Here is a 25,585-nt window from a genome sequence, read left to right as displayed (position 1 = left end):
GAGGTGACCGACCCCCATGCCACTGCGCCCCGACACCGTCATCGAGAACGCCACCGTCGTCACCGGCGACCCCGCCCGTCCCTACGCCAGCCGCGTGGGCATGTGGAACGGCACGTTCCTCGCCCTCGACGAAGATCTCGACGCGTTCGCCAGCCCGGTCCACGTGATCGACGCCGGCGGAGCGACCGTCCTCCCCGGATTCAACGACGTCCATGCCCACAGTGTGTGGTTCGGGCAGACCCTGATGGAGATCGACCTGGGCTCCTGCGCGACCACCGCCGAGGTCTACCGGACCATCCGGCAGCAGGCGGAGGCGTCGGACGACCCGGCCGACGGCACGTGGGTCGTCGCCTCGAACTTCCACCCGTTGGCGCTGGAGGACGGCCCGTTACGCATCGATGTCCTCGACGACGTCGGCGGCGGGCGGCCGCTGGTGATCAAGCACAACTCCGGTCATGCGCTCACCGTGAACACCGAGACCCTGCGCCGTGCCGGGATCGCCCTGTCGGACCCCGACCAGCCGGATGGCGGCGAGATCCGGGTCGACGACCGTGGCCGGCCCACCGGCCTGTTGGACGAGAACGCCATGCGTCCGGTGCAGGACCTGCTGCAGCCCGAGTCCGAGGGACTCATCACCCGCGCCCTCGACCTCGCCACCTCCCGCTACGTGTCGGAGGGTCTGACCTCCGTGACCGACGCCGGGATAGCCGGCGGCTGGATCGGGCACAGCCCCCGCGAGTTCGGCGCGTACCAGACCGCATTCGACAGGGGGCTGCTGAGCACCCGGATGCAGACCATGGTCACCATAGACGCGCTGCACGAGGTCGCCGGTTCCCCGGAGGACCCCGTGGTCCGTTCGTTGTCGGCGGGGGTACGCACGGGCGTCGGTGACGAGTGGCTGCAGATCGGTCCGGCGAAGATCTTCACCGACGGCTCGCTGATCGGCTCCACCGCCGCAATGTCCGAGGACTACCACCACTGCACACACCACCGCGGGTACTTCCAGGGCGACCCCGGGGTGATGCGCGACCATGCCCTCCGCGCCGCCGCCGGCGGGTGGTCGCTGGCCATGCACGCGATCGGGGACGCTGCGGTGGACTACGCCGTCGACGTCCTCGCCGAGGCACGGCGTCGTTTCGGCCCACCTGTCCTCCCGCACCGCATCGAGCACGGCGGCGTGGTTCGCGACGACCAGTTGGCGGCCATTGCCGCCGTCGACGCCGTCCTCGTCCCCCAGCCCCGGTTCATCGCCGAGTTCGGCGACGCGATGGCCGACAAGCTCGGCCCCACACGCAGTGCGCTGTCGTACCCCGCGCAGCGGGTTCTCGACGCCGGTGTCGTCCTGCCGGGGAGTTCGGACCGTCCGGTGGCCGGAGGTGCCCCGCTGTCGGTCATCCAGGCCTTCGTCGAACGCCGGACCGAGACCGGCCGGGACTACGGACCCGCCGACCGGATCACCGCCGCGCAGGCGATACGGGCCTACACCGTGGGGTCGGCACGGGCCACCGGGTGGGCCGGACGCAAGGGGCAGATCATCCCCGGCCAGTTCGCCGACCTGGTCGTCCTCGGGCAGGACCCGACCGACCCGGGCATCGACCCGTCGCAGATCGCGGACATCCCCGTCCTGGCCACCGTGGTGGGCGGCACGACGGCCTTCGGCGACGACCACTGGACCGCACGACCCACCACGCAGGAGGAGACGCACTGATGAGTACACGGAAGTCCACCTCGGCCCTGGCCACGACCGGGTTCCTGGAGAACTTCGCCACCATGTCCACCTTCGGTGCCACCTCCGGTGGCGGCGTCGACCGGCAGGCGGCGACACCGGAGGACCGGGCCGTCCGCTCGTGGTTCAGCGGTCAGGTCACCCGGCGCGGCGGGCGGGTGCAGTTCGACGACATCGGTAACCAGTTCGGGCTCTTCGAGCTCACTCCTGGCGCACCGTACGTCCTCGTCGGCTCCCACATGGACTCCCAGCCGTTGGCCGGACGGTTCGACGGTTCGTACGGGGTCCTGGCCGGCCTCCACGCAGTGTCGGCCCTGGCCGACGAGCGACGTGCCACTGGTGAGACCGGTGCCACCGGTGTCAACCTGGCGGTGGTCAACTGGTTCAACGAGGAGGGCTCGCGGTTCTCCCCGTCGATGATGGGCAGCGCCGTGTACACCGGGACCTTGGCGCTGGCGGACGCCTTGGCCGCCACCGACGGTGCGGGCGTCAGCGTGGCGGACGCCCTGTCGGAGGCCGGCTGGACGCCGGTGTGCCCTCCCCCTCAGGTCGCGGCGTACGCCGAGATCCATGTCGAGCAGGGACGGGTCCTGGAGGACACCGGGACCGACATCGGGCTGGTGTCGGCGACCTGGGGGGCGAGGAAGTTCCGGGTCACCGTGCACGGCGACCAGGGCCACACCGGTTCCACGCTGATGGCCGACCGCCGCGACGCACTCTTCGGTGCCTCACTGGTGATCTCCGCGGTGCGCCGGATGACCGAGGAGGTCGCCGCCGGTGCACTGCAGGCGTCGGTGTCCCGGATGACCGTCGAACCCAACTCCCCGGTCACCATCGCCCGCGAGGTGACGATGAACATCGACCTGCGCTCACCTGACCCGGACATCCTGGAGTGGGCGGAAGCCCGGGTGGCCGAGGTGGTCGCGTCGGCGGAGGACGAGGCCCGTGTCCGGGTCGAGCGGGAGTTGACGCACCAGTGGGCGTTGAATCCGTACCCGTCCAAGGGCGTCGCCCTGGCCGCCGGCGTCGCCCGGGACCTGGGTGTCAGCCACCGGGAGGTCTACACCGTCGCCGGCCACGACTCGACGAACATGAAGTACACGGTGCCGACGGTGATGCTCTTCGTCCCCAGCGTCGGTGGAATCTCGCACAACGAGGCGGAGCTCACCCGTGACGGGGACATGCTGACCGGTGTCGAGGTCCTCACCGAGGTCGTCCGGCGGTTGTCGGAAACGGTAGAATCCGGTGGTGATTGACCGACGTCCGTGACAGGAGGAGGCACCGGTGGCACCGCTGTCCAGAACCGCCGCGGTGCTGGCCACGGCACTGCTCGGCGCCGCGGTGCTCTCCGCCTGCGGTGACGGGCACGGGTCCGCGGGCTCCCCGCCCGCCACGGACACCACCGAGGCCGACGGTCTCACCGTGGTCACCGGCGTGCCGGAGGACGAGGTCTCCGACGGCTTCGTCGAGCGGATCGTCTACCCGGTGCGGGACGGGTCCCCGGACCCCGCGGAGAACTGGGCGGACCTCTACCTCCCGGAGAACCACCGTCGGGACGCGCCGGTGCCGCTGGTGGTCTACCTGCAGGGCAGCGGCTGGAACGGCGGGGCCCACGGGTCCCGCCACATCGCCTCCGACCTGGCCGCGCGTGGGCTGACGGTCCTGAACGTGGAGTACCGCGGGGTCGAGGAGGGCGGCGGGTGGCCGACGACCTTCACCGACGTCGCCGACGCCCTCGACCACATCCCCACCATCGAGGAGCACCGGCCGGGGATCGCCGTCGACGACGCGACGGTCGTGGGGCACAGCGCCGGTGGGCAGCTCGCGGCGTGGGTCGCCTCCCGCGGCATGCTGGACGACGACCAGGTGGGTGCCCACCCGCGCTTCTCGCCGACCCGGGTGGTCTCACTCGCCGGTCCGCTCGACCTGGTCTGGGCGGCGGAGAACGGCGACGACAACATCGTCGAGGCGATGGAGGCCCCTCCGGAGGAGCTGCCGAGGGCGTACGACAGCATCGACCCGATCCGCAACATCAACCGGGACGTCCCGGTGGTCGCCGTCCACGGCACGGAGGATTCCCTGGTCCCGAAGGAGAACTCGGAGCACTACGTCCGGGCTGCCGGGGAGGCCGGGGGCACGGCCGAGCTCGTCCTGCTGCCCGGCGCGGACCATGTGTCGTTCCTGAAGTCGTCGTCGTCCTACTACGACCGTCTGCTGTCGATCATCCACCGGACCGCCACCGTGCCGACGGATGAGCTCGACGGCGGCCTGTTCCAGGGGCGCTCCTGATAAGGGGGCGTCAGGAGGTGTGGTGCACCGGTGCCAGCCGGTACACCGGGGTGTCCAGTCCTTCGTGGCGGGCGGCGAGCTGCAGCGCCAGGTAGCGCGAGTAGTGCCGGCCCTGGTGCAGGTTGCCACCCATGAACCACAGGTTGTCCTGCTGGGTCGGTTTCCACATGTTGCGCAGTTCGCCCTCCCACGGGCCGGGGTCCTTGGCGGTGTCGGAGCCCAGGCCCCAGCATTTGCCGACCTTGTCGGCGACCTCCGGGCTGATCAGCATCTCCGCCCACCCGTTCATCGACCCGTAGCCGGTGGCCAGGACGACGACGTCGGCCTGTAACTCGGTGCCGTCGGTGAGCACCACACCGTCGGCGGTGTAGTGGTCGATGCCGACGCCGCTGTGCAGTTCGATCGTGCCGTCGGCGACGAGTTCGGAGGCACCGACGTTGATGTAGTAGCCCGAGCCGCGCCGCAGGTACTTCAGGAATAGTCCGGACTCGTCTTCACCGAAGTCGAGCATGAACCCGGCCGCCTCCAGGCCGGCGTAGAACTCGGCGTCCTCCTCACGTACCTTGTCGAAGGCCTGCTTCTGTCCTGCGGGCAGCAGTTTGTAGGGCCAGGAGGCGAAAAGCATGTCGGCGGTGTCGGTGTCGATCCCGGACTCGACGGCTTCCTCGGAGAACAGCGGCGAGGTGACGTGCCTGATGAAAGCGTCGGAGTTGACGATATGTGTCGATGAGCGCTGGATCATGACCGGGTGCGCCCCGTTGTCGTGCAGGTCCTTGCAGATGTCGTGGGCGGAGTTGTTCGCCCCGAGCACCACGACGCGGCGCCCCTTGTCGACCTCGCCACCGGGGTGTTCGGACGAGTGCCTGATCTCGCCGCGGAAGTCCTCCTCGCCGGGGAAGGACGGCTTGTTCGGCACACCCGACATGCCGGTGGCCAACACCAGCTGGGTGGGGTTGAGGACGACCTGTTCGCCGTCGCGGGAGACGACGACCTCCCAGGTGCCGGAGTCCTCGTCGTAGGACGCCCGTTCACAGGTGGTGTTCGTCCAGTAGTCCAGGTCCATGATGCCGGTGTAGTGCTCCAGCCAGTCGCCCATCTTGTCTTTGGGGGTGAACACCGGCCAGGTCGCGGGGAACGGGAGGTAGGGCAGGTGGTCGTACCAGACCGGGTCGTGCAGGCAGAGGGAGTGGTAGCGCCCGCGCCACTGGTCGCCGGGGCGTTCGGACTTCTCCACGACGAGGGTGGGTACCCCCTGGTGCTTCAGGCGGGCGGCGAGCGCGATGCCGCCCTGTCCCCCGCCGACGATCAGGACGTAGGGCTGGTCCTGGTAGCCGAGCCGTTCCCGCCGACGGGCTCGTTCGTCGGCCCAGTTGAGTTTCTCGGCGGCAGGACCGTGCGTGACCCCTTTGGGACGGTTGCGGCCCTTGGGCTCGGGGCGGGCGACGAGTTCGCGGGCGGAGGTCAGCAGCGTCCAGATCTTCCCGTCCCGCAGGCGGACGATGGCACGTGCCTTGAACACCGGGGTGGTGAAGGTGACGGTTCCCCGGGTGACGCCGTCGCCCTCGTCGGTGGCGTCCTCGACCTCCAGGTCGGTGGCGCCGAGGCGGTCGTTGTTCTCCCGGACCAGGTCGGCGATCTCGTCGACGCCTTCGGCGGTGTGCAGGTTCCAGGTGAACACCACGAGGTCGCGCCAGAACCCGTCGGGTTCGAACAGGTCGGTGACGGCGGCGGCTGCGGCGTCCGGGTCGGTGGTGTTGAGCGCGTCGGCGAAGGTGGTGAGCCAGTCGGTGACCTGCTGGTGCAGGGTGGTGTCGGTCGTGGCGGCGGTCATGGACCTGTGTCCTTTCGTTCGCGGGACTGGAGAGCGGGGACATGCTCGACCGGCATGTGCCGTGCGTCACACCCGGTCGCCCCCGCCAACGCTAGGAGACTCCCCCTCCCCTGACGACCTCGCTGAAAACATCACTGTTCCGGCATACAGTTTCCCACCGGAACAATCCCGGTCAGGCCCATGGCCACCCCCGCGGCGACGTCGTCCCCGGGGGTGGGGTCCTCACCCCCGGGCGAGTGCCGCGATGCGTCGGACGGCGTCCTCCACGGCCCACTCTGCGTCCGCCGCGTGGCCCTTGACCCCGGCGTCCAGCTCGGCGACGATCTGCACCGCCGCCGCCACCGACGACGCCTTCCAGGCGCGTGCCGAGCGGACCGTCTTCTCCAGTTTCCATGGCGGCATCCCGTACTCCCCCGCCTGTTGCCGGGGGTTCACCCGCGCCCCGTGCACCCGCGCGATGTCACCGATCATGCCGGACAATGCCGAGGCCAGCAGCACCGGGTGCACACCCAACTGGAGTGCCCGGCGTGCCGACCCCAGCGCCTGGTCCGCGCGCCCGGCGATGGCCAGGTCGGCGACGTCGAAGCCGGAGACCTCCGCGGACCCCTGGTAGTAGCGGTGCACGGTGTCCACGGTGACGTTGCCGTCGGTGTCGGCGACGAGCTGGCTGATCGCACTGGCCAATTCGCGCAGGTCGGTGCCCACGGAGTCCAACAGCGCGGCGGTGACGTCGGGGGTCACGCGTACCTTGTGGTCGCGGAACTCCTGCTCGACGAAGCTCTGCCGTTCCCGGCCCTTGAGCTCGGCGGCCGAGTGTACCTCGACAGCGCCCTTCGGTCCTTTCTTCGGCAACGAGGTGACCAGGGACTTCTGCCGGCCCTTGCCGGTGTGCTGCAGGATCAGCACCACCCCGGGGGCCGGGTCGGCGACCGCCATCTCGATCATGGCGACGGACTCCTTCGCCGCCTCCTCCACACCGGTGACCACCACGATGCGGTCCTCGGCGAACAGGGACGGGCTGAGCAGCTCGGCGAGTTCACCGGCGTTGAGCTCGGAGGTCTTGCGCATGTCGACCGGCAGGTCGGCGATCCCGGCGTGGGCACGGGTCGCGGCGACGATGCGGTACCGGGCCCGTTCGGCCAGGAAGCTGTCGGCGCCGACGATGAGGTTCACCGGGGCCGGTGGACGGGAACTTGATGCCATGGGGACCAGTCTATCGGTCGGGCCGGACACCCACGTGCCGCTGCAGTGCCCGGAGCCAGCGTTCCGTCTCACCGGGACGGGAGAAGCGGACGACATGGAGGCCCGGGAATCGGCTCTCGAGGGTGGGAATGACGGGCTTCAGCTTGTTCCTCGTCGTCCACCCCCAGCGCAGGATATGGTCCGGGTCCGTGAGGACGGTGTGCAACGGGGCCTCCCGGTTGCCGTTCCACAGTTCCCTGCCAGACAGCCGCCGCCCCACCGTCCGACGGACCAGCCGTGCCATCTGCAGCGGCACCGGGTAATCGAGCCAGAGCAGCGTGTCCGCGCGGGAGACGATCAGGGGACGCGCCTGGCGGTACTGCAGCTCGATCGCCCAGCGCGGCCCGGCGATGACGTCCCGGACGTCGTCGAGGAACTCCTCGCGCGGGGTCCACCCCGGACCGTGGTAGAGACTGTCCAACTCCACCCACGGATAGCCGATGGTCGCGGCGAGCCGACGGCACAGCGTCGTCTTGCCGGTCCCGCTCACCCCGGCGACGGCGATCCGTTGCGGTACCCCGACGATGGGGTCGTACGCGGTGAACATGGTGTCCCGTCCTTCCCTGTGGCACCTGCGTGTGCCGTGCCGAAGAAGCCTACCCGCACCGGACATCCACCCCGGTGTCCCCGTCGGCGAACAACCCGCCGGGCCCGAGCACCACGGTGCCGTCGCGTGCGGGGAACGCCACCGGTACACCGGCGGGCGTCCGGCTCGGCATCCCCCGGCTCTGCCCGCAGGCCGTCACCACGTACAGGACGGGACGCTGCAGGGCACCGTCCGCACCGTCCGCACCGTCGGCACTGCTACCGCCGTCGGTGGTGCGGGTGGCGTTGACCCGGTACTCGTGCAGCAGCACCGCCGCCTCGTCGGGCAGCACCACGACCTCGACCGCCGGCACGCCGGCACCGTCGGGTGCGAAGATCTCCGGCCCGTCCGTCCCCGACTGCCGCACACCGAGGAACCACTCCACCTCGCCGAGGGCGTCGGCCCACTCCCGCACCAGGACTGCACCCTGGTCGGTGGCCAATGCGTAGGGCCCGGTCACCAGCACGCCACGCTGCACCCCCACCGCCGTCCAGGCCCCGGCGACGAGCAGGCCCGCCAACGCCCACCTCCGACACCGCGGCGACACCACCGCCAGCACCACGGCCGTGGCGACGAGGACGACCACCGCTGCGGCGACCGCACCACCCGGGGTGTGCAGCACCGGGACCCGCGACAGGACGGCGGCGACGCTGAGGATCCACCACGCCGGCAGCGCCGCCGGCCACAGCACCAGCGTCGCCACCCCGGTGTGCAGCCCGGCGACGAGCGCCCCGAGCATCCCGACCACCGTCACCGGCGGGACCGCCACCCCCACCAGCACATTCGCCAGCACCGCCGTCGGCGAGACCACCCCGGTCATCTGCACGATCACCGGTGCGGTCACGACGTCGGCGGCCAGACTCACCGCCACCAGGCCCACGAGCATCGCCTGCCACCGCGCCGGCGGACGGTGACGACCGCACCGGGCCGTCCTGCGGTCGGTCCAGGACTGCAGGATCCGGCGGGTGACCAGCGGTGCGAGCGCCACGATCCCCGCCGTCGCCACCACCGACAGGATGAAGGCGTACTCCACGGCCAACCCCGGGTCGACACCCAGGAGCACGATGACCGCCGCAGACAGAGCGGCGTACCCGTGGGCCCGGCGTGCCGACAACGCCGCCACCAGGCCCACCGTCCCCATCACCGCGGCCCGCAGCACGCTGGGCTCCGGGCCGACGAGCAGCACGAAGGCGACCAGGCACAGGAACGCGGCGAGGTACCTGGACCACAGCGGCCATCCCCACGCCGTGACGAGCACCAGCACGCTGCCGGTCACGATCGCCAGATTCGCCCCGCTGACCGCCGTCAGATGGGTCAGACCCGTGGCCAGGAACTGGTCCCGGACCAACGGGTCCTGCATGCTGACGTCGCCGACGACCATGCCCGGCACCAGATCGCCGGTGCCGGCCGGCAGGTCCTGGGCAGCGTCCCGCAGCCCGGCGCGCAGGTGCGCGGTGACTCCGGCCAGACCGTCGGGTGGTGCGACGGGCTCCGGCGCCGACACCGCGGACAGGCGGACCGGCGCCATGGCCAGCCGGTCGGTCTCCGCGGCGGTCGCCTCCACCGCCAGCGGTGTCCCCGGTTGCCACGCCAGCATGCCGGGATGCGTGGTGCGTGCGTCGACGAAGAGCGGCACGGTCCCCAGGTCCTCGACGTCCACCGAGAGCAGGACGGTCCCACCGGCGAGCTGCTTCGGCGCGGTCGCGAGGTCGACGGTCTCCGCCAGGCGGGTCGTGCCGTCACGCAGCGGATGCCGGTCCACCCGCGACACCAGCCACGCCGCCCTACCCGACCACGCGGCGGCCACCATCGCGACGAGGGCGCAGGTCCGGACGGCGACCCGGCGGCTCCCCTCCGCCACCGTCCTGCCTGCCCGCACCGGTCCGAGGGACACCAGCACCGCCCCGGCGACGACGGCGATCCCCAGCACCACCGCGGCGATCCAGGGTGTGCGCAGGAACACCGTGCCTGTCACCGCCAGCCACACCACCACGGCCACCGGCGCCAGTCGCAGGTCCGGGCCCCGGCGGCGCCGCACCACCTCGGGACTCCCCGGGTCGCGGTCGGCCACCGTCCACGGTGTCCCCGTCCCGGGCGACGGCGTGAGATCGGGGTTGGGCCGCCCGGGCACCCCGGCGGAGACCCCGGACGGTGCAGCGGGGACTGACCCGGGGACTGGCCCGGGGACTGGCCCGGGGACTGGCCCGGGGGATGCCTCAGACGGTGACACGGTCCCGTAGTTCCCCGAATTTCGCCGGGCCGATCCCCTTGACCTCCATGAGCTGTTCCACGGCGACGAACCCGCCGTGGTTCTCCCGCCAGTCGATGATCGACGCCGCCGTCGCCGGCCCCACCCCGGACAGGGACGTCAACGTCGCTGCGTCCGCGGTGTTGATGTTCACCGTGCCGGACGCGTTGTCGGCGGGCGCTCCGGCGTCACTGCCCTGCCCTGGGTGCCCTGTCTGTCCTGTCTGTGCAGGCCGTGGTTCAGCCGGCTGCCCGGGGTACAGCACCCGCGAGCCCTCCGGATCCACCACGATCTGCATCCCGTCGACCACGGGCTCGGCGAGGTTGACCCCCTCCACACGACCGTCGCCCCGGACCCCACCGGAGCGGTCGATCACCTCGCCTGCCCGCGTCCCCGCCTCGACGGTGACCAGGCCGGGACGGTGCACCAGCCCCTGCACCGACACCACCACAGGACCCCCGTCCGTGGCGTCGTCGTCCCGGCCTGTCGTCCCGGATTCCCCAGGGTCTCCGGAGTCTCCCGTGTCTCCGGTGTCCCCGGTGTCCCCCGCCAGCTCCACGCCGGCGTCCCCCGACACCTCCGGAGCCCCTGACACCGTCGGTGACAGTCCCGCCACGACATCCCCGTTGCCGTCGCCGCCGTCACCGCCATTCTCGTTGAACAGCATCACCCCTCCCACCGCGACCACCAGGGCCGCGACCGTCGCCGTCATGATCCGGGCGGACCGGGGACCGATCACGGTCCGACGCTCGAAGCGGACATCGGCCAGCTCGTGGCCCGGTACCGGCTGGGTCAGTGCCTCGACCCTGTCGGCCACCGCCCGTCGCATACCGCTACCCCGGCGCTGTGCCGGTGTCCTGTCTTCCGCGTCTCCGCCCATGGGTCACCATGTAAGTACATGCCCGGACACAGTGACGGCCGCCGACCGTGGTCGCCGCAGGACACTGTGGACAACCGCCCCCCTGTGGAGAAAACCCGCCCGGACGGTCATCCCGAGGCAGACCCTGCTCAGACCCTGCTCAGTCCTCGACGAGCGACACCGCGAGCGCCCCGGGGCCGGTGTGCACCGCCATGGAGTGGCCGATGTCCACCACCGAGATCACCACACACTCCGGCAGCTGTTCCCGCAGGTGCGCACGCAGCTCCTCGGCCACGTCCTCGACCTCCCTGTGGTGCACCGCCAGGTGCATCGGCACCCGTGGCAGCTCGTGCAACGGGACCTGGTCGACCCCACGCCGACGCAACCGCAGCCGCTCATGCTCCGGCTTATCGGCCTTGTCGTTCTTCTCGTGTTTGTCGTTCTTGTCGTGCTTCTCGTGTTTGTCGTGCTTGTCTGCCCTGTCGGTCTTCTCCGACTTGTCACGACCGCCGAAACTGAAGATCCGTGGCCGGTCGCCGGACCCCTCCGGTTCGTGCTCGTCGTCTGACTCCCGGGTGTCTTCCTCCGTGCCCTCGGTGGTTTCCCCGGGGGTCGACGGCTCCGCCGGCTCTCCCGGCCCCGACTCCGCCTCGGCATCGTCGCGGACATCGTGGTCCTCGCGGTCGTCGTGGTCGTCACGGACATCGCGGTTCTCGCGCTCCTCGCCCGTCCCGCTCGTACCGCTGTCCTGGCCGTCCCCGTCGTCCTCGGACGGGGGCAGCAGGGCCTCAGCGGCTTCACGATAGGCGTTGGCCGCCAGGGTCACCATGCGTTCCATCGCCTTCGACCTGGTCCGGGTCTTCGCCGCGAGTTCGAGGCGTCCGCCCGCCAGGTGCATGATCGGCTTGATCGCCAGCGCGGTCGACAACAGCCGCTGTCCGGCCGTCAGCCGGCCACCACGGGCCAGGGTGTCCAGCCGGTTGACGAACAGCCACAGGTGCCCGGTGTCGATGGCGTGCTGGGCCGCACCGCGGCACTCGTCGAGCGAACCGCCGTCGCCCGCGCACCGTGCCGCGGCGATGGCCGCCTGGCCGATGACCATGCCACCGGACATCGTGTCGATGACCTCCACCCGCCCGTCGAGTACCGCCGCGGCCTGCGAGGCCGACGACCAGGTGCCCGAGAGTTCCTTGGAGATGTGCAGCGCGACGACACCGTCGTCGCCGCCACGCTCGAGCAGACGGGCGTAGCAGGCGGTGAGTTCGAGGGCCCCGAGCCCCGCCGTGGTCTCGTCGTCGCCCTCGCCTTCGGCGTGGAAGTCCAGGACGGTGATGCCGTACTCCGCGGCCAGGGCCGGGGGCAGGCACGCCGAGGAATCGGTGACCACCATGACGCTCATCGTCCGGTCACCTCACCTTCATCCGCGTTCGCCACGGCCACCGGCGCCGGGGCCGCGACGCCGACGTTCCATCCTTCCAGGAACCAGCGGGGCGCACGCCACACCCCGGCGTCGGTGTCGGCACCGACGCCGGCGCCGTCGGCGGTCGGCCGGGCCACCAGCTGCGACCAGCGGGCGTTCCCCAGACCGCCGAACATCGGGTAATGCTCGGTCGGGATGCCCAGCAGACGCGAGGTCAGCGCCGAGATCGTACCGCCGTGGGCGACCAGCATCACCGCACCACCGGCCCAGGCGTCGCTGGCCATGAGCTCGTCGACGAGCGCGGCGGAGCGGTCCGAGACCTCCAGCCGGGTCTCACCGTTCGGCGGGGCCCAGGTGGGGTTCAGCCGCCAGTGGGAACGCTGGCCGGGGAACACCGAGTCGACGTCCTCGTGGGCCTTGCCCGACCAGTCGCCCAGGTCGGTCTCCCGCAGGCGAGGGTCGGTGGTGTACTCCACGCCGAGGGCCTCGGCGAGCAGTGACGCGGTGTCGCGCGCACGCTGCAGGTCCGAACTGACCACTGTCCCGATCGGCCAGGTGCCCAGCTCGGCGGCCGCGGCCTCCGCCTCGGCACGTCCGGCGTCGGTCAGCGGGGTGTCCAACTGTCCCTGCATCCGTCCACGTAGGTTGAACTCGGTCTGGCCGTGCCGGATCAGGATCAGCCGGCGTTCAGGCAGACGTCCGCCCCTGGCGACACCGTCGACACCGGTGCCGCCAGTGCCGCCGGTGCCACCGGGCGTGCCTGCAGAACCGGACTCTCCCGGGCGCACCGTCACCAGCTCCTAGAGCTCGTCTTCGTCGGGTGCCGGGCCCGCCAGCGGCAGGTCGGCCGCGCTCTGTGCAGCGAAGAGGGCGTCGGCGTCGGTGTTGAGGTCCTCGGTGCTGACGTCGCTGGCCCAGTAGCCACGGTCGGCCTGCTCCACACCCTCGACCTCCACGGTCGGGCAGTCACGGTAGAGACGGTCCAGCGCGTAGTACTCGCGCTCGTCGCGGCGCTGGACGTGGACGACGATGGTGCCGTAGTCCAGCAGGACCCACCGGTTGTCCCGGTGGCCTTCGCGCAGGTGGGGCTTCACGCCGACCTCGGTGAGCTTCTCCTCGACCTCATCGACGATGGAGTCGACCATGCGTTCATTGTCGCCGGTGGCCAGCACGAAGCAGTCCGCCAGCGGCATACGGGAGGTCACGTCGAGGACGACGATGTCCTCTGCGAGGCGCTCGGCGGCGGCACGGGCGGCGATGCCCGCGTGGTTGATGGCGTCGGAACTAGCGGTCACGTGGTGCCGGATCCTTCATGAGAGTAGAGGGCAGATGTTTTCCGCCAGTGATTCTACAAGCTGGACGACGATTCGCAGCATCTGCCCGCCAGAACCGAACACCGGGACCGGGGTGTCAGAACCACCCGTCGGGGAAACGGTCGCCGTCCCCGTCCGGATTCCAGTCCACGTCCGGCTCCGCCGCCACGTCCGAGCCCGCCACATCCGCGCCCGGGACGTCCGCACCGTCGACGACCCCGTCCCCGGTATCGCTGAGCGCCCACGGCAACCCGCCGTGGCTGTCGCGGCTGCGCCGACGGTACAGGGCGGTCTTGGCGATGTACTGGACGACGCCGTCGGGCACCAGGTACCAGACCGACCGGCCGTCGGCGGCGCGTTCGCGGATGTCGGTCGAGGAGATCGCCATCGCCGGGATGTTGACCAGACTCAACCGGTCCGAGTCGACCTGGCTGCGCAGCGCCTCCCCGGCGTCGGCGAGGTCGTAGCCGGGCCGGGTGACCCCGACGCAGTGCGCGAGGTTGAACACGTCCTCCCAGTGCCGCCAGGTGACGATGCGTTCCAGCGCGTCGGCACCGGTGATGAAGTAGAGCTCCGCCTCCGGGTACCGGCTCTGGATGTCCTTGAGCGTGTCGACGGTGTAGGTGTCGCCGGGGCGGTCGATGTCCACCCGCGACACCAGGAACTGGGGGTTGGCCGCGGTGGCGATGACCGTCATCAGGTAGCGGTCCTCCGCGGCGGTGACCACCTTGTCCCGCTTCTGCCAGGGGTGCCCCGTGGGCACGTAGATCACCACGTCCAGACCGAACCGGTCGGCGACCTCACTGCCGGCGACCAGGTGGCCGTTGTGGATCGGGTCGAACGTGCCGCCCATCACGCCGATTCGCTCCGGCGGCTTGTCCGGGAATCGTGCGGCACGCTGGTCCGGTCGGCGGTTCTTGGTCACGGTTGTCCATGCTACGGGTACCCGCCGACCGAAAGGAACCACGGCCCGGCTTTCCCGCGATACGCTGTACAGCTATGGCGATGAGAATGAACCCGTGGGTACCGAACCAACACGGCGCGTGGCCGATGGTCACGATCCCACCCCTCGTCGGGCTGTTCTGGTGCCTGAAGATCTGGGACTCGGTGTCGCCCGTCGACCGCGGGGACGGACTCCACGGCACCGCCGGCATGGTGCTGGCGTTCCTGGCGGTCACCGTGGCCTGGGTGGTCGGCTACCTGGCGTTCTTCGCCGGCGGGATCCTGATGCGTGCCCGTAACGCGACCATGCGCCGACGGGCGGTGGCGCCCACGGCGGTCTACGGCGCCGTCGCCGGCGTCGCGGCCGCTCTCGCGCTCGTCCTGCAGCCGCACCTGTTGTGGTGGTCCTTCGTGTTCCTGCCGCTGGTCGGCGTCGCCGTCTACGAGACGTGGCGGGGGACGCCCCGGTCCCTGGCGTCCGGCGTCGCCACAACGGCGGCGTCGGCGTTCGTCGTCCCGGTCGCGGCGACGATCGGGCTGGGCGCCAGCCTGCCGGTCAGCGGCGGGGTGACCTGGACGTCGAACCTGTTCACCGCGGCGGTCGTCGACGCCCTGCCGCCGGCGGTGTGGGTCAGCTTCCTCTGGCTCCTGCTCTACACCGTCGGCACGGTCCTCTACGTCAAGACGATGATCCGGCAGAAGGGTGACCGGGCCTGGCTGCTGGGTTCGCAGATCTTCCACCTGGCCGCGGTGGTCCTGGTGGTGGCCACCGTGGCGGTGCGCTACGTGCACTGGGCTGCCTGGGCCGTGGCGGTGGTCGTGTTCGTCGCCGCCCTGTGGCGTTCACGCGCCGTGCCGGCCTCCGCCGCCGCCGGCACCCCGTGGCCCCCGAAGAAGGTCGGGATCCGCGAGATCCCCCTGCACGCCGGCGTGGCGGTCGCCGGCATCATGGCCGCCCTGTTCTACGACGGGCCGCTGATCCTGTTCATCGGATAAGCCCGGCGAAGACGTCGGCGGCGGCCCGCTCCTGCACGCCCGCCGTCGACGGGTCGGTCGCCGCACCGGCGAAATAGCTGTCGTGTGCCCCGGCACCCTCGTCGTCCTGCACGGCCAGCAGTGCGGAGCGGGGGCCGGGGTCACAGACGAAGTCGTCGTCGACGCAGTAACTGTGGACGGGGACCGTCGACATCGCCCCGCCGCCGATGAGATCCGGGACGCGGTGGAAGGGGTTGCCGAGGTACACCGCCCCGCGCAGCCGCCCCTCGGAGGCGAGCCTGTGCTGCACCGGCGCCAGCGCCGCGACACCCTGCGAGTACCCCAGCCCCACGTAGTCCGGCCGGCATCCGGTCGAGCTCTCGTACTGCTCGACCATCCGTACCCCGCCGGGCAGGCCCTGGGCCATCGAGTCGATGAACATTCCGACACCACCGGCCAGCGTGGCGGGGTCGGGGACCTCCCCCGGCTCGCCGACGGGGAAGCGTGCCGGGTAGTGGTCGGCGTCGAGCGCCAGCACCGCGCGCTCCCCTAGGCCTTCTTCCGGACCCTGCCCCGTCGGCTCGTCGGAGCCGAAGAGGTCCGGGTGGACGGCGGTGGCGTAGGTCAGGAACCGATGGAGGGTCTCGCCTTCGTACCCGTTGGAGTGGCCGTTGGCCGGGCTCGGGGCGTAGACGTCGTTCTCCTCGCTGCCGCGGGCGACGAGGGCGACGACGGAGGGGCAGGTGTCTGCCGTGCCCGCCGACGCCGTACCGGGTGTGGTGCCGGCGACGGCGGTGGGTGAGGCAATTGCGGTGACTGCGGTGAGGCCGAGGGTGACGGCGAGACCGGGACCATGGGATTTCCTCATGGAACACAGAGTACAACCACAGCCTCGCACCCCCGGCAGGTGGAGGGCCCTCAGATCACGGGCGGACCTGGCCCTGCCCGTTGACGATCCACTTGGTGCTCGTCAGCTCCGGCAGCCCCATGGGGCCGCGGGCGTGCAGCTTCTGCGTCGAGATACCGATCTCGGCGCCGAAGCCGTACATCTCGCCGTCGGTCCACGCCGTGGAGGTGTTGATCATCACCGCGGCGGCGTCCACGTTCTGCTCGAAGTACTTCGTGGCCGCGTAGTCCCGGGCGCTGATGGCCTCAGTGTGGCCCGTGGTGTACCGGGTGATGTGCTCCACCGCGGCTTCGACCCCGTCGACCACGGCCGCGGCGATGTCGAAGGAGCCGTACTCCTCCTCCCAGTCCTTCTGCTCCGCCTGGACCACGCCGCCGACGCCGAGGGCGGAGAGCTCGTCGGCCTCTCCGTGGACGGTGACCCCGGCGTCCTGCAGTGCGGTGAGGACGCGCTTCTTGTCCTCGTCGGGCAGCGCCGCGTCCAGCAGGACGACCTCGGTGGCGTTGCACACCGAGCACCGCCGGGTCTTGCCGTTGATGACCAGCTCGATGGCCTCGTCCACGTCGGCCGAGCCGTCCACGTAGAAGTGGCAGTTCCCGGTACCGGTCTCGATCGCGGGCACGGTGGCGCCGGTGACCACGGCGTTGATCAGGCCGGCGCCGCCGCGGGGGATCACGATGTCGACCAGGCCGCGGGCGGTGATCAGGTCCTGCACCGAGTCGTGGGTCTCACAGGGCAGCAGCTGGACGGTCTCCCGGGGCAGGCCGTGCTCCTCGCAGACGTCCTGCAGGATCTCCACCAGGCGGGCGTTGGAGTGCTGGGCCGACTTCGAACCGCGGAGCAGCGGCACGTTGCCGGACTTCACGGCGAGCCCGAAGGCGTCCACGGTGACGTTCGGCCGGGCCTCGTAGACCATGCCCATCACGCCCAGGGGAACCCGGACCTGACGCATCTCCAGGCCGTTGGGGCGACGGGAGCCGCGCACCACGTCCCCCACCGGGTCGGCGAGGTCGGCGACCTGGCGCAGGCCTCCGGCGATCCCCTCGACCCGGGCGGCGTCGAGGCTCAGCCTGTCGATGAGCGCCTCCGACATCCCCCGCTCCCGGCCGGCGGCGATGTCGCGCTCGTTGGCCTCCAGGATCGAGGCGGTCTCGGCGACGAGCCGGTCTGCCGCGGCGGTGAGCAGGTCGTTCTTCTGGGTGGTGGACAGGGCGGGGCGCTGGGAGACCTCGCGGGCCTTCTGCGCCTTGGCGAGGACCTCCTCACGCTCCGCGGCACGGACGGGGGTCAGGCCGGCGGTGCCGGTGGAGGTGGCGGACGAGTTCTTGGCGGTGTTCACGTCGGTCATGGCACCCCAGGTTACGTGACCGTCGCCCAAAAATCAGCATGATTGTTCAACAATCTTGCTGTCGAGGTCGATCAGCTGGTCGCGCCGTACACGCGCGACTGCCGGTTGGAGTAGGTGGCCATGTAGTCGGCGTGGATCACCGGACGCTGGGCGAAATCCGGGAGGTCCGCGGTGGACTTACCGACCATGCCCTCCAGGGTCGCCGAGTCGTAGTTGACCTCGCCACGGCCGATGAGGTCCCCGTCGGGGCCGACGATGTCCAGCACCTCGCCGGAGGTGAACGCACCGTCCACCTGCACCACGCCCACCGCCAGCAGGGAGTTGTGCCGCTCCATCGCCGCGGCCGCACCGGCGTCGAGGTGCACGGTGCCTGCGGAGTCCGCGGCGTAGAGGACCCAGAACTTCCAGGCGGACAGGCGGTCCTCACGCGGCCAGAAGCACGTCCCGACCCTCGCCTGGTCGAGCGCGGCGCCGATGTTCTCCGTGGAGGTCAGCAGCACCGGAATGCCCGCACGGGAGGCAAGCCGCGCAGCGGACACCTTCGCCGCCATGCCACCGGTCCCCAACCGTCCACCGTCGCCGGCGACGACACCACGCAGATCCTTGCTGCCCTTGACCTCGGCGATGAACCGGGCCCCGGGCTCGGCGGGGTTGCGGTCGTAGAGCCCGGCCACGTCTGAGAGCAGGACGAGGGCGTCGGCGTAGGTCAGGTGGGACACCAGCGAGGCCAGGCGGTCGTTGTCGCCGAAGCGCATCTCGGAGGTCGCCACCGTGTCGTTCTCGTTGACGATCGGCACGGCCTTGAGCTGCCGGAGCCGGTCGATGGTGCGCTGGGCGTTACGCGCGCGGTCACGCCGGGCGGCGTCGGAGGCGGTCAGCAGCACCTGGCCGATCGACCGGCCGTAGCGGGCGAAGCTGCGGGCCCACTCCTGCGCCAGCAGCACCTGGCCCGCGGCCGCGGCGGCCTGCTTGGTGGCCAGGTCCGTGGGCTTCTGCGCCAGACCCAGCGGCCCCATCCCGCAGGCGACGGCGCCGGAAGACACGACGATCACGTCGGTGTCGCGGTCCATCCGCGCCTCGAGGGCGTCGGCGATGACGTCGATCCGGTCCGGGCTCACCCGCCCGGTCTCGTCGGTCAGACTGGACGAGCCGATCTTGACCACGACACGCTTGGCCCCCCGGATCGTGTGCCGGACGTCGGACTGGTGACCGTAGGCCGGCGAGTCCTCGGTGACCTCCGGGTCCGGGAACTCCTTGGAGGTGGCGGGGATGACGGGGCCGGGCTGATGCACAGCGTCCGTCCCGAATTCCAGGGACGCCGGGTACTCGAATACCGTCGGCTCAGCGGACATGTCGGAGGCATCAGGAGTGTCAGACATGTCATTCATTATGGCCCAGTGACACCGGTCCTCGCCACGAGACGGCCATCTGCCCCGGCAGCCTGGGCGGGACGTGGCTACAGCGCCGGGCCGGGCGTGTGGCGGGCGCCCGGCCGTCAGCCCTGCCAGCGCTCGCGGTCCGGCTGCTCGCCGTCGCCGAAGTCGTACTCGTCGATGAGACCACGGCGTGCCTGGGAGGCGCGCTTACGCTCCTCGGAGGTCGACCGTCCCGTCCGGTCCAGACGACGGTCAGTGCCACGTCCGGACGGCAGCAGGTCCACGCCGGCGGCGGTCTGCGGCTCCCATTCGAAGGTGATCTCACCGATGGTGACCTCGTCGCCGGCGACGGCGCCCGCCTTGTACAGCGCCTCCTCGACACCCGCCTTGGCCAGACGGTCGGCGAGGTAGCCCACGGCCTCGTCGTTCTCGAAGTCGGTCTGGATGATCCACCGCTCCAGCTTCGCGCCGCTGACGATGTAGGCGTCCTCGAACTCCGGGTCCTTGGTGACCTCGAACTCGGCGAGGCGGCCGCGACCCTTGCCCCGGAGGTGCTTCGGGGTGATCACCTGCGGGGCGACCTCCTCGACCGGGTGCTGGCGCCGGTGCTCACGGACGATGTCCATCAGCGCGTACTTCAGCGCGTCGAGGCCCTCGTGGCTCGCCGTGGAGATCTCGAAGATCGGCCAGCCGAACTCCTCCTCGAGCTCGGGGCGCATCAGCTCGGCCATCTCGCGGGCGTCGGGCACGTCGATCTTGTTCAGGACGACCACACGCGGGCGGTCACTGAGGTCACCGAGGCCGGCGTCCGCGGAGAGCTCGGACTCGTAGTCCTTGAGCTCGCGCTCCAGGGCGCGGATGTCGTCGACCGGGTTGCGGTCTGACTCCAGGGAGGCGCAGTCGACCACGTGCACCAGCACGGCCGTGCGCTCGATGTGGCGCAGGAAGTCCAGCCCCAGACCCTTGCCCTCACTGGCCCCGGGGATCAGACCGGGGACGTCGGCGATGGTGAACACGTCATGGGCGACGTTCACCACCCCCAGGTTCGGCTGCAGCGTGGTGAACGGGTAGTCGGCGATCTTCGGCTTCGCCGCACTCAACACGCTGACCAGGGAGGACTTACCGGCCGACGGGAAGCCCACCAGGCCCACGTCCGCCATCGACTTCAGTTCCAGGGTGACGTCCCCGGCCTCGCCCGGCTCACCGAGCAGGGCGAAACCGGGGGCCTTCCTGGCCTTGGACACCAGCGAGGCGTTGCCGAGCCCACCGTGTCCACCGGCAGCGGCGATGAAGCGCTGGCCCTTGGTGGTCAGGTCGGCGAGCACCTCCCCCTTGGCGTCGAGCACCACGGTGCCGGCAGGTACCTGGACCACGAGGTCCTTGCCCCGTGCGCCGTGCCGGTGGTCGCCGGCGCCGTTCGCACCACGTTCAGCCTTGATGTGCGGGTGGAAGTGGAAGTCGAGCAGGGTGTGCACCTGCGGGTCGACCTCCAGGACGACGTCGCCGCCGTGCCCGCCGTTGCCGCCGTCGGGTCCCCCGAGCGGCACGAATTTCTCACGGTGTACTGAGGCACAGCCGTTGCCGCCGTCGCCGGCCTGCAGGTGCAGGACGACTCGGTCCACGAAGCGTGACATGATTGGACGCCCTCCAGTTCAGGCGGTTGTACGGGGGTGGGTCAGGAATCTCGATGATACTACCACCCTGGGCGGACGCCGGCCCCAGCGATGCGGGCCGGCGGTAGAGGGTTGGGACGGGCACGGGACGGTGTCCGTCACCGGGAAAAGTCTGTGCCCGTGCCGCGAAACAGGGGCCCGGCGGTCCCGGCGCCAGACCCTTCCCCACAGGGCGGGGAGACAGGTCGGGGAGGCAGGTCCGGCCAGGCATGCCGGGCATGGGAAAACCCCGGGACGTCGGAGACGTTCCGGGGCGGTCTCGGAGAAGAACACCGGTAGCGCTCTCGGCACTGCCGGTGACGGTGCGGGAGGACTACGCCTCGACCGTCTCGTTCTCGACGATGTTCACCAGACGACGGTTACGGCGGGTGCTGAACTGCACGGCGCCGGCCTTCAGGGCGAACAGGGTGTCGTCGCCGCCGCGTCCGACGTTCTCACCGGGGTGGAACGAGGTACCGCGCTGACGGATCAGGATCTCGCCGGCCTTGACCTGCTGACCACCGAAACGCTTCACGCCGAGGCGCTTGGACTCGGAATCGCGACCGTTGCTGGAGCTGGAAGCACCCTTCTTGTGTGCCATGGTCTTTTCCCTCCTCGGAAAAGCTGGTACCGCTGCGCAGGACGCAGCGGTCGCTGGGTTTACTTGATGCCGGTGACCTTGAGGACGGTCAGCTGCTGACGGTGACCGTAACGACGCTTGTAACCGGTCTTGTTCCGGTAGTGCATGCCGTTGATCTTCTTACCCTTGGTCTGGTCGACGATCTCGGCTGCAACGGTCTTGTCGGCGAGCTTGTCACCGGAAGTGACGTCAGCGCCATCGACGAGGAGAACCGGGGTGAGAGCCACGGACGAACCCGGCTCTCCCTCGATCTTCTCGACCTTGACGAGGTCACCTTCGGCAACCTTGTACTGCTTTCCGCCGGTCTTGACGATCGCGTACATGGAAGGGCTACCCCTTTGTTTCTCTACTCGGCTCAGGCCGCCCCTCCACCGTCCGCCCCGACGAACTGCGGGACACGGCCTGAAAAGGCAATCTGACTGGACTTCATTGCTTATTTCACTGCGTTCAACCTGGACGACACGGCGCCGGACGTGCGGCGCGTCCGTGATGTCTAGAGACACGCTGACGGACACGGTCGACCAACGGTCGAACAGCGACGATGCAAGGCTACCGCCATACCCCGGGAAAACAAAATCTCGTGGTGTCACCCGGGGTGGGAACGACACGCCGGTAATTCACCGCCCGCTGCGCACGACCCGGCGCCGTCCACGACGGTCCGAACGCACCTGAGGGGCCTGCGGGGTCTGCGCCGCCTCAGTCACCACCGGCGCCTCGGGGACCTCAGCGGTACCGGCGGCCCGGGTGGTCCCGGCGGTCCCGTGGTCCTGCTGCGCGGTGCGCTCCCTGCCGAGACCGAAGTCCTCGGCCTTCGGCGCGACATCCGAACGCGAGTTGCCCCGCACACGGCGCCGACGACGCGGGGACCGTTCGAACTCCTCCTTCGCCTTGGCGAACTCCTCCGCCGGGGCTGCCGCTGCCTCAGACGACGCCTCCACAGCGGGCGCGTCGGTCTCGGCGGTCTGCTCGGCGACCGGGGTGACGCGACGCACGAGCCGTCGACCGCGGCGGTCCCGACGACGGACCGTCTCCGTCTCGACCGCCGTCGCGTCATGGCGGGCCTCGGCGGGCGCCGCCGGGGCGTCCTCCTGCACGATCCCACGCACCAACGCCTCGGTCACGTCGCCGGCCGCATCGTCGGCCACGTAGTCCGCACCGGTGGGCTCGTCCGGGTCTTCCTCACCCGCGCGGGTCAACGCCCGGGCGACGATGCCGTAAACGTCACTGGAGTCACTGTCTGCGCTGTCTGCACTCTCGTCGGCCGCCTCCGCCGCAGCGGCGGTGGCCTGGAGGTCCTCCTGCGCCGGGGCCGGCGCGTCCTCGATGGCGCTGTCCTCGTAGCGCCTGCGGATCTCCTGCTCGTGCCGGGCCTGCTTGAGTCCCTCACGTCCGCCGTGGTCGCGACGCTCGCGGCTCTCCTCGGCCTCGTCGTGCTGGACGGGGTCGTCATGCAGGATGACCCCGCGACCGTCGCAGGCCTCACAGGTCGTGGAGTAGGTCTCCACCAGTCCGGCACCGAGCCGCTTACGGGTCATCTGCACCAGCCCGAGGCTGGTCACCTCGGACACCTTGTGCCGGGTGCGGTCGGCGGCGAGGAACTCGTTGAGCCGGCGCAGCAGCAGGTCACGGTTCTCCTGGAGCACCATGTCCACGAAGTCGACGACGATCATCCCGCCGATGTCGCGCAGCCTCATCTGCCGGACGATCTCCTCGGCGGCCTCCAGGTTGTTCTTGGTGACCGTCTCCTCGAGGTTGCCTCCGGAGCCGACGAAGCTTCCGGTGTTGACGTCGATGACCGTCATCGCCTCGGTCTTGTCGATGATCAGGTAGCCACCGGAAGGCAGCCAGATCTTCCGGCCCAGCGCGTTGGCGAGCTGCGCGTCGAGCTCGTAGGCGGCGAAGACGTCGTCCCCGCCGTGCTCCTCCGGGTTCCACCGGACCACGCGGTTCTCCAGGTCCGGGGCCATACGGTGCACGTAGTCACGGACCCGCTGCCAGGACCGGCGTCCGTCGACGACGAGCTCGTTGAAGTCCTCGTTGAACAGGTCGCGGACCACCTTGACCAGGAGGTTCGGCTCCTCGTAGAGGGTGACCGGGGTGGCGCCCTTCTTGGCGCGTTCCTCGTTCTCCCTCTCGGTGATCTCCAGCCACCGGCGGTGCAGCCGGTCGACGTCCTCGGCGATCTTCTCCTCGCTGACACCCTCGGCGGCGGTACGGATGATCGTGCCGCCGTCACCGGGGACGACCCGCTGCAGGATCGCCTTCAGCCGTTTACGCTCGGCCTCCGGCAGTTTCCGGGAGATGCCCTGGGTCCGGCCACCGGGGACGTACACCAGGTAGCGTCCCGCGAAGCTCACCCGGTTGGTCAGCCGGGCGCCCTTGTGCCCCAGGGGCTCCTTGGTGACCTGCACCAGGACCTGGTCGCCCTGCTTCAGCGCCGACTCAATGCGGCGGGACCGACCGCGCACGTGCTCGGAGCGCCAGTCGACCTCGCTGGCGTAGAGCACGGCGTTACGGCCGGTGCCGATGTCGATGAAGGCGGCCTCCATGCTGGACAGCACGTTCTGGACCCGGCCGAGGTAGATGTTGCCGACCGTGGACTGCTGGTCGTCGCTGGTGACGAAGTGCTCGACGAGCAGACCGTCCTCGACGACACCGACCTGGGTGGTCCACCCGTCGCCGTCCTTCCGGTGTGCGTCGCGGACGACCATGGACCGGAAGATGTTCTCGCGGCGGGCGATGAACTCTGCACGGGTAACCACCCGGTGCTTCTCGTTGCCCTGCTCCTGGCGCCACCGGCGCTTGGACTCCAGCCGGGTGGAGCCCTTGAGCTTCACCGGCTCGTCGACGACCGGTGTCGGCTCCTGCTCCGGCTGCGCGGGGGTCTGGGCCGCGGCCCCGGCGGCATCCGCGGAGTCGGCGGAACCGGTGGAGTCGGCCGAGCCAGCCGGGCCAGTGGTGTTGCCCTGCTGGTCGTCGATCTGGTCACCACGGCCGCGACCCCGACCACGGCTCCCCCGACGACGACGTGAGGTGGAGGAGGACTCGCCGGACTCACCCCGGTCCCCGTCCGCCGCGCCTCCGGTGGACTCGTCGGCGGCCGATGCCGCTGCGGCGTCGCGCTGACGCTCGCGACGCAACTCCTCGGCTCCCGCGGCGGCGCTCCGGGACCCGACGCGACGGACGATCCGACGGCGGACGAGCGGGCGGGGTTCCTCGGCGGCAGGCTCCGGCGTCGCCTGTTCCGTCGCCTGCTCCTTCGGCTGTTCCTTCTCCTTCGCCTGCTGCTTCTGCGGGCGGGACGGCTCGGTGGGCGCCGCGGTGGTCTCCGCAGCGGACTCCCGGTCGGCCCGGTGGTTCTGGTCGTCCCGGTTGTTCTGGGCCTCCTGGCCCGTCGGACGGTTGACCTTCCGCCTCCGCCGCCGTCGCACGCTGCTGGACGTGCCGGTGGAGCCGGTCGCGGCACCCTCACCGGTCGCCTCGCCCGCGTCCACGGTATCCGTCGGCTGCGGCGTGGCCGTTGCGGCGGGCTGCTGCACCGGTTCCACCGTCACCTCGTCGACGGGGCGTGTCGGCACGGCGGCCTTGCGGGTCACCTTCGTCGACCGCCGGGCACGGCGCCTCGTCGAGCGGGACGCGCCCGCCGCCGGGGCGTCCTCTCCCCCGGTCTGCGTCCCGAACGGCTCAGTGGGCTCAGTGGGCTCAGTGAGCTCAGTGGGCTCAGCGGGCCCTGCAGCGACCGGGGTTTCCGTCGTCGCGGCAGCCTTCTTCGGGGCTTTCTTCACGGCCTTCTTCGGGGCAGCCGTCCCCGGCTTCTCCCCCGCCGCCACGAGTTCGCCGAGGATCCGTTCCACCTCGGCCCTCGGCACCGTGGAGGCGGCACGCTTGTTCTCCACGCCGTGCTCCCCCAGCACGGTGATCATCTGTGCACTCGGGATACCCAGTGCCTTCGCCAGAGCATGGACCCTGACCTTCTCCCCCAGGTCACCGCTGGTCACTGCTGCCGCAGCTGCGGCTAGTTCCTGGCTACTGTTCGCCATACTGTCTCCTCAACAGTGCCACGGGCGGGGAACGGAACCGGTCGCGTCCGCGCTGACGCCGTCGTCAGCCTGACGCAGGCTCGCGCGAAGGACAACGGGCGCTGTGATCACAGACGATCAGGTCGCAGCCACACAATGTCCGACGTGTCCACCATGTCCACACGTCCCGGCAGGACTCCCGCCGTGGCATT

At 70.5% G+C, this 25,585-nt stretch carries 20 protein-coding genes; 4 read left to right on the top strand and 16 right to left on the bottom strand.

Going from position 1 to position 25,585, the window contains the following annotated elements:
* Positions 1-16: 16 nt before the first annotated feature.
* From MUN33_RS06475 to MUN33_RS06465, 3 genes are read left to right on the top strand one after another with little or no spacing between them, the layout of a single operon-like run.
* Positions 17-1,708, top strand: coding sequence for an amidohydrolase (locus MUN33_RS06475; RefSeq protein ID WP_244804088.1), 1,692 nt, complete (start codon positions 17-19; stop codon positions 1,706-1,708).
* Positions 1,708-2,982, top strand: a complete 1,275-nt coding sequence (locus tag MUN33_RS06470) for a M20 family metallo-hydrolase (RefSeq protein ID WP_244804087.1) — start codon at positions 1,708-1,710, stop codon at positions 2,980-2,982. The genes MUN33_RS06475 and MUN33_RS06470 overlap by 1 nt, the downstream gene beginning before the upstream one ends.
* Positions 2,983-3,010: 28 nt before the next feature.
* Positions 3,011-4,015: an alpha/beta hydrolase family protein gene (locus MUN33_RS06465; RefSeq protein ID WP_244804086.1), complete on the top strand. Its 1,005-nt coding sequence runs from the start codon at positions 3,011-3,013 to the stop codon at positions 4,013-4,015.
* A gap of 10 nt (positions 4,016-4,025) precedes the next feature.
* Here the strand turns inward: MUN33_RS06465 and MUN33_RS06460 are convergent, their stop codons facing one another.
* From MUN33_RS06460 to nadD, 9 genes are all read right to left on the bottom strand, one after another.
* Positions 4,026-5,846 carry an NAD(P)/FAD-dependent oxidoreductase gene (locus tag MUN33_RS06460; RefSeq protein WP_244804085.1) on the bottom strand — a complete coding sequence of 607 codons (1,821 nt, stop codon included), beginning with the start codon at positions 5,844-5,846 and terminating at the stop codon, positions 4,026-4,028.
* A 222-nt stretch (positions 5,847-6,068) separates the two neighbouring features.
* Complete coding sequence (gene holA, locus MUN33_RS06455; RefSeq protein WP_244804084.1) at positions 6,069-7,049, bottom strand: DNA polymerase III subunit delta; 981 nt, start codon at positions 7,047-7,049, stop codon at positions 6,069-6,071.
* Positions 7,050-7,059: 10 nt separating this feature from the next.
* Positions 7,060-7,635 (bottom strand): AAA family ATPase, encoded by a 576-nt coding sequence (locus MUN33_RS06450; protein WP_244804083.1) that lies wholly within the window; start codon positions 7,633-7,635, stop codon positions 7,060-7,062.
* Between the two features lie 49 nt (positions 7,636-7,684).
* Positions 7,685-9,745: a ComEC/Rec2 family competence protein gene (locus MUN33_RS06445; protein WP_244804082.1), complete on the bottom strand. Its 2,061-nt coding sequence runs from the start codon at positions 9,743-9,745 to the stop codon at positions 7,685-7,687.
* 145 nt (positions 9,746-9,890) lie between these two features.
* Positions 9,891-10,802, bottom strand: a complete 912-nt coding sequence (locus MUN33_RS06440) for a ComEA family DNA-binding protein (RefSeq protein WP_244804081.1) — start codon at positions 10,800-10,802, stop codon at positions 9,891-9,893.
* Positions 10,803-10,941: 139 nt separating this feature from the next.
* Positions 10,942-12,180, bottom strand: a complete 1,239-nt coding sequence (locus MUN33_RS06435) for a DegV family protein (RefSeq protein WP_244804080.1) — start codon at positions 12,178-12,180, stop codon at positions 10,942-10,944.
* Complete coding sequence (locus MUN33_RS06430; RefSeq protein WP_369414940.1) at positions 12,177-12,896, bottom strand: histidine phosphatase family protein; 720 nt, start codon at positions 12,894-12,896, stop codon at positions 12,177-12,179. The genes MUN33_RS06435 and MUN33_RS06430 overlap by 4 nt, the downstream gene beginning before the upstream one ends.
* A 105-nt stretch (positions 12,897-13,001) precedes the next feature.
* Complete coding sequence (rsfS, locus tag MUN33_RS06425; RefSeq protein ID WP_244804078.1) at positions 13,002-13,496, bottom strand: ribosome silencing factor; 495 nt, start codon at positions 13,494-13,496, stop codon at positions 13,002-13,004.
* A 115-nt stretch (positions 13,497-13,611) separates the two neighbouring features.
* Positions 13,612-14,367 (bottom strand): nicotinate-nucleotide adenylyltransferase, encoded by a 756-nt coding sequence (nadD, locus tag MUN33_RS06420; protein ID WP_244804423.1) that lies wholly within the window; start codon positions 14,365-14,367, stop codon positions 13,612-13,614.
* A gap of 146 nt (positions 14,368-14,513) precedes the next feature.
* Between nadD and MUN33_RS06415 the strand changes: the two genes are divergently transcribed.
* Entirely contained in the window at positions 14,514-15,452 is a 939-nt protein-coding gene (locus tag MUN33_RS06415) for a YwiC-like family protein (RefSeq protein ID WP_244804077.1), read from the top strand.
* On the opposite strand, the gene MUN33_RS06410 is transcribed toward MUN33_RS06415, so the two are convergent.
* The 7 genes from MUN33_RS06410 to MUN33_RS06380 all read right to left on the bottom strand — a co-directional run bounded on the left by MUN33_RS06410 (position 15,442) and on the right by MUN33_RS06380 (position 25,394).
* Positions 15,442-16,299 (bottom strand): alpha/beta hydrolase family protein, encoded by an 858-nt coding sequence (locus MUN33_RS06410; protein WP_244804076.1) that lies wholly within the window; start codon positions 16,297-16,299, stop codon positions 15,442-15,444. The two genes, MUN33_RS06415 and MUN33_RS06410, sit on opposite strands and share 11 nt — an antisense overlap.
* Before the next feature lie 55 nt (positions 16,300-16,354).
* Positions 16,355-17,686, bottom strand: a complete 1,332-nt coding sequence (locus MUN33_RS06405) for a glutamate-5-semialdehyde dehydrogenase (protein WP_244804075.1) — start codon at positions 17,684-17,686, stop codon at positions 16,355-16,357.
* 71 nt (positions 17,687-17,757) lie between these two features.
* Positions 17,758-19,074 (bottom strand): glutamate 5-kinase, encoded by a 1,317-nt coding sequence (gene proB, locus MUN33_RS06400; protein ID WP_244804074.1) that lies wholly within the window; start codon positions 19,072-19,074, stop codon positions 17,758-17,760.
* Between the two features lie 107 nt (positions 19,075-19,181).
* Positions 19,182-20,696, bottom strand: coding sequence for a GTPase ObgE (gene obgE, locus MUN33_RS06395; protein WP_244804073.1), 1,515 nt, complete (start codon positions 20,694-20,696; stop codon positions 19,182-19,184).
* Positions 20,697-21,048: 352 nt separating this feature from the next.
* Positions 21,049-21,315 carry a 50S ribosomal protein L27 gene (rpmA, locus tag MUN33_RS06390; RefSeq protein WP_244804072.1) on the bottom strand — a complete coding sequence of 89 codons (267 nt, stop codon included), beginning with the start codon at positions 21,313-21,315 and terminating at the stop codon, positions 21,049-21,051.
* A gap of 59 nt (positions 21,316-21,374) precedes the next feature.
* Entirely contained in the window at positions 21,375-21,677 is a 303-nt protein-coding gene (gene rplU, locus MUN33_RS06385) for a 50S ribosomal protein L21 (protein ID WP_075815824.1), read from the bottom strand.
* A 294-nt stretch (positions 21,678-21,971) separates the two neighbouring features.
* Positions 21,972-25,394: an Rne/Rng family ribonuclease gene (locus tag MUN33_RS06380; RefSeq protein ID WP_244804071.1), complete on the bottom strand. Its 3,423-nt coding sequence runs from the start codon at positions 25,392-25,394 to the stop codon at positions 21,972-21,974.
* Positions 25,395-25,585 lie beyond the last annotated feature (191 nt).

Source organism: Corynebacterium kalidii (assembly GCF_022869005.1).
Taxonomy (GTDB): Bacteria; Actinomycetota; Actinomycetes; order Mycobacteriales; family Mycobacteriaceae; genus Corynebacterium; species Corynebacterium kalidii.
Note: the sequence above shows the minus strand (reverse complement) of the source record. Positions and strands in the feature narration are given on the sequence as shown.

Bases quoted from the DNA above. Each gene is read 5' to 3' on its own strand.
- holA (WP_244804084.1), bottom strand. From the start codon at position 7,049: ATGGCATCAAGTTCCCGTCCACCGGCCCCGGTGAACCTCATCGTCGGC.
- proB (WP_244804074.1), bottom strand. From the start codon at position 19,074: ATGAATGACATGTCTGACACTCCTGATGCCTCCGACATGTCCGCTGAG.
- MUN33_RS06470 (WP_244804087.1), top strand. From the start codon at position 1,708: ATGAGTACACGGAAGTCCACCTCGGCCCTGGCCACGACCGGGTTCCTG.
- MUN33_RS06435 (WP_244804080.1), bottom strand. From the start codon at position 12,180: ATGAGCGTCATGGTGGTCACCGATTCCTCGGCGTGCCTGCCCCCGGCC.
- nadD (WP_244804423.1), bottom strand. From the start codon at position 14,367: ATGGGCGGCACGTTCGACCCGATCCACAACGGCCACCTGGTCGCCGGC.
- MUN33_RS06475 (WP_244804088.1), top strand. From the start codon at position 17: ATGCCACTGCGCCCCGACACCGTCATCGAGAACGCCACCGTCGTCACC.
- MUN33_RS06440 (WP_244804081.1), bottom strand. From the start codon at position 10,802: ATGGGCGGAGACGCGGAAGACAGGACACCGGCACAGCGCCGGGGTAGC.
- MUN33_RS06410 (WP_244804076.1), bottom strand. From the start codon at position 16,299: ATGAGGAAATCCCATGGTCCCGGTCTCGCCGTCACCCTCGGCCTCACC.
- MUN33_RS06460 (WP_244804085.1), bottom strand. From the start codon at position 5,846: ATGACCGCCGCCACGACCGACACCACCCTGCACCAGCAGGTCACCGAC.
- obgE (WP_244804073.1), bottom strand. From the start codon at position 20,696: ATGTCACGCTTCGTGGACCGAGTCGTCCTGCACCTGCAGGCCGGCGAC.
- MUN33_RS06405 (WP_244804075.1), bottom strand. From the start codon at position 17,686: ATGACCGACGTGAACACCGCCAAGAACTCGTCCGCCACCTCCACCGGC.
- MUN33_RS06450 (WP_244804083.1), bottom strand. From the start codon at position 7,635: ATGTTCACCGCGTACGACCCCATCGTCGGGGTACCGCAACGGATCGCC.
- rpmA (WP_244804072.1), bottom strand. From the start codon at position 21,315: ATGGCACACAAGAAGGGTGCTTCCAGCTCCAGCAACGGTCGCGATTCC.
- rplU (WP_075815824.1), bottom strand. From the start codon at position 21,677: ATGTACGCGATCGTCAAGACCGGCGGAAAGCAGTACAAGGTTGCCGAA.
- MUN33_RS06415 (WP_244804077.1), top strand. From the start codon at position 14,514: ATGGCGATGAGAATGAACCCGTGGGTACCGAACCAACACGGCGCGTGG.
- MUN33_RS06380 (WP_244804071.1), bottom strand. From the start codon at position 25,394: ATGGCGAACAGTAGCCAGGAACTAGCCGCAGCTGCGGCAGCAGTGACC.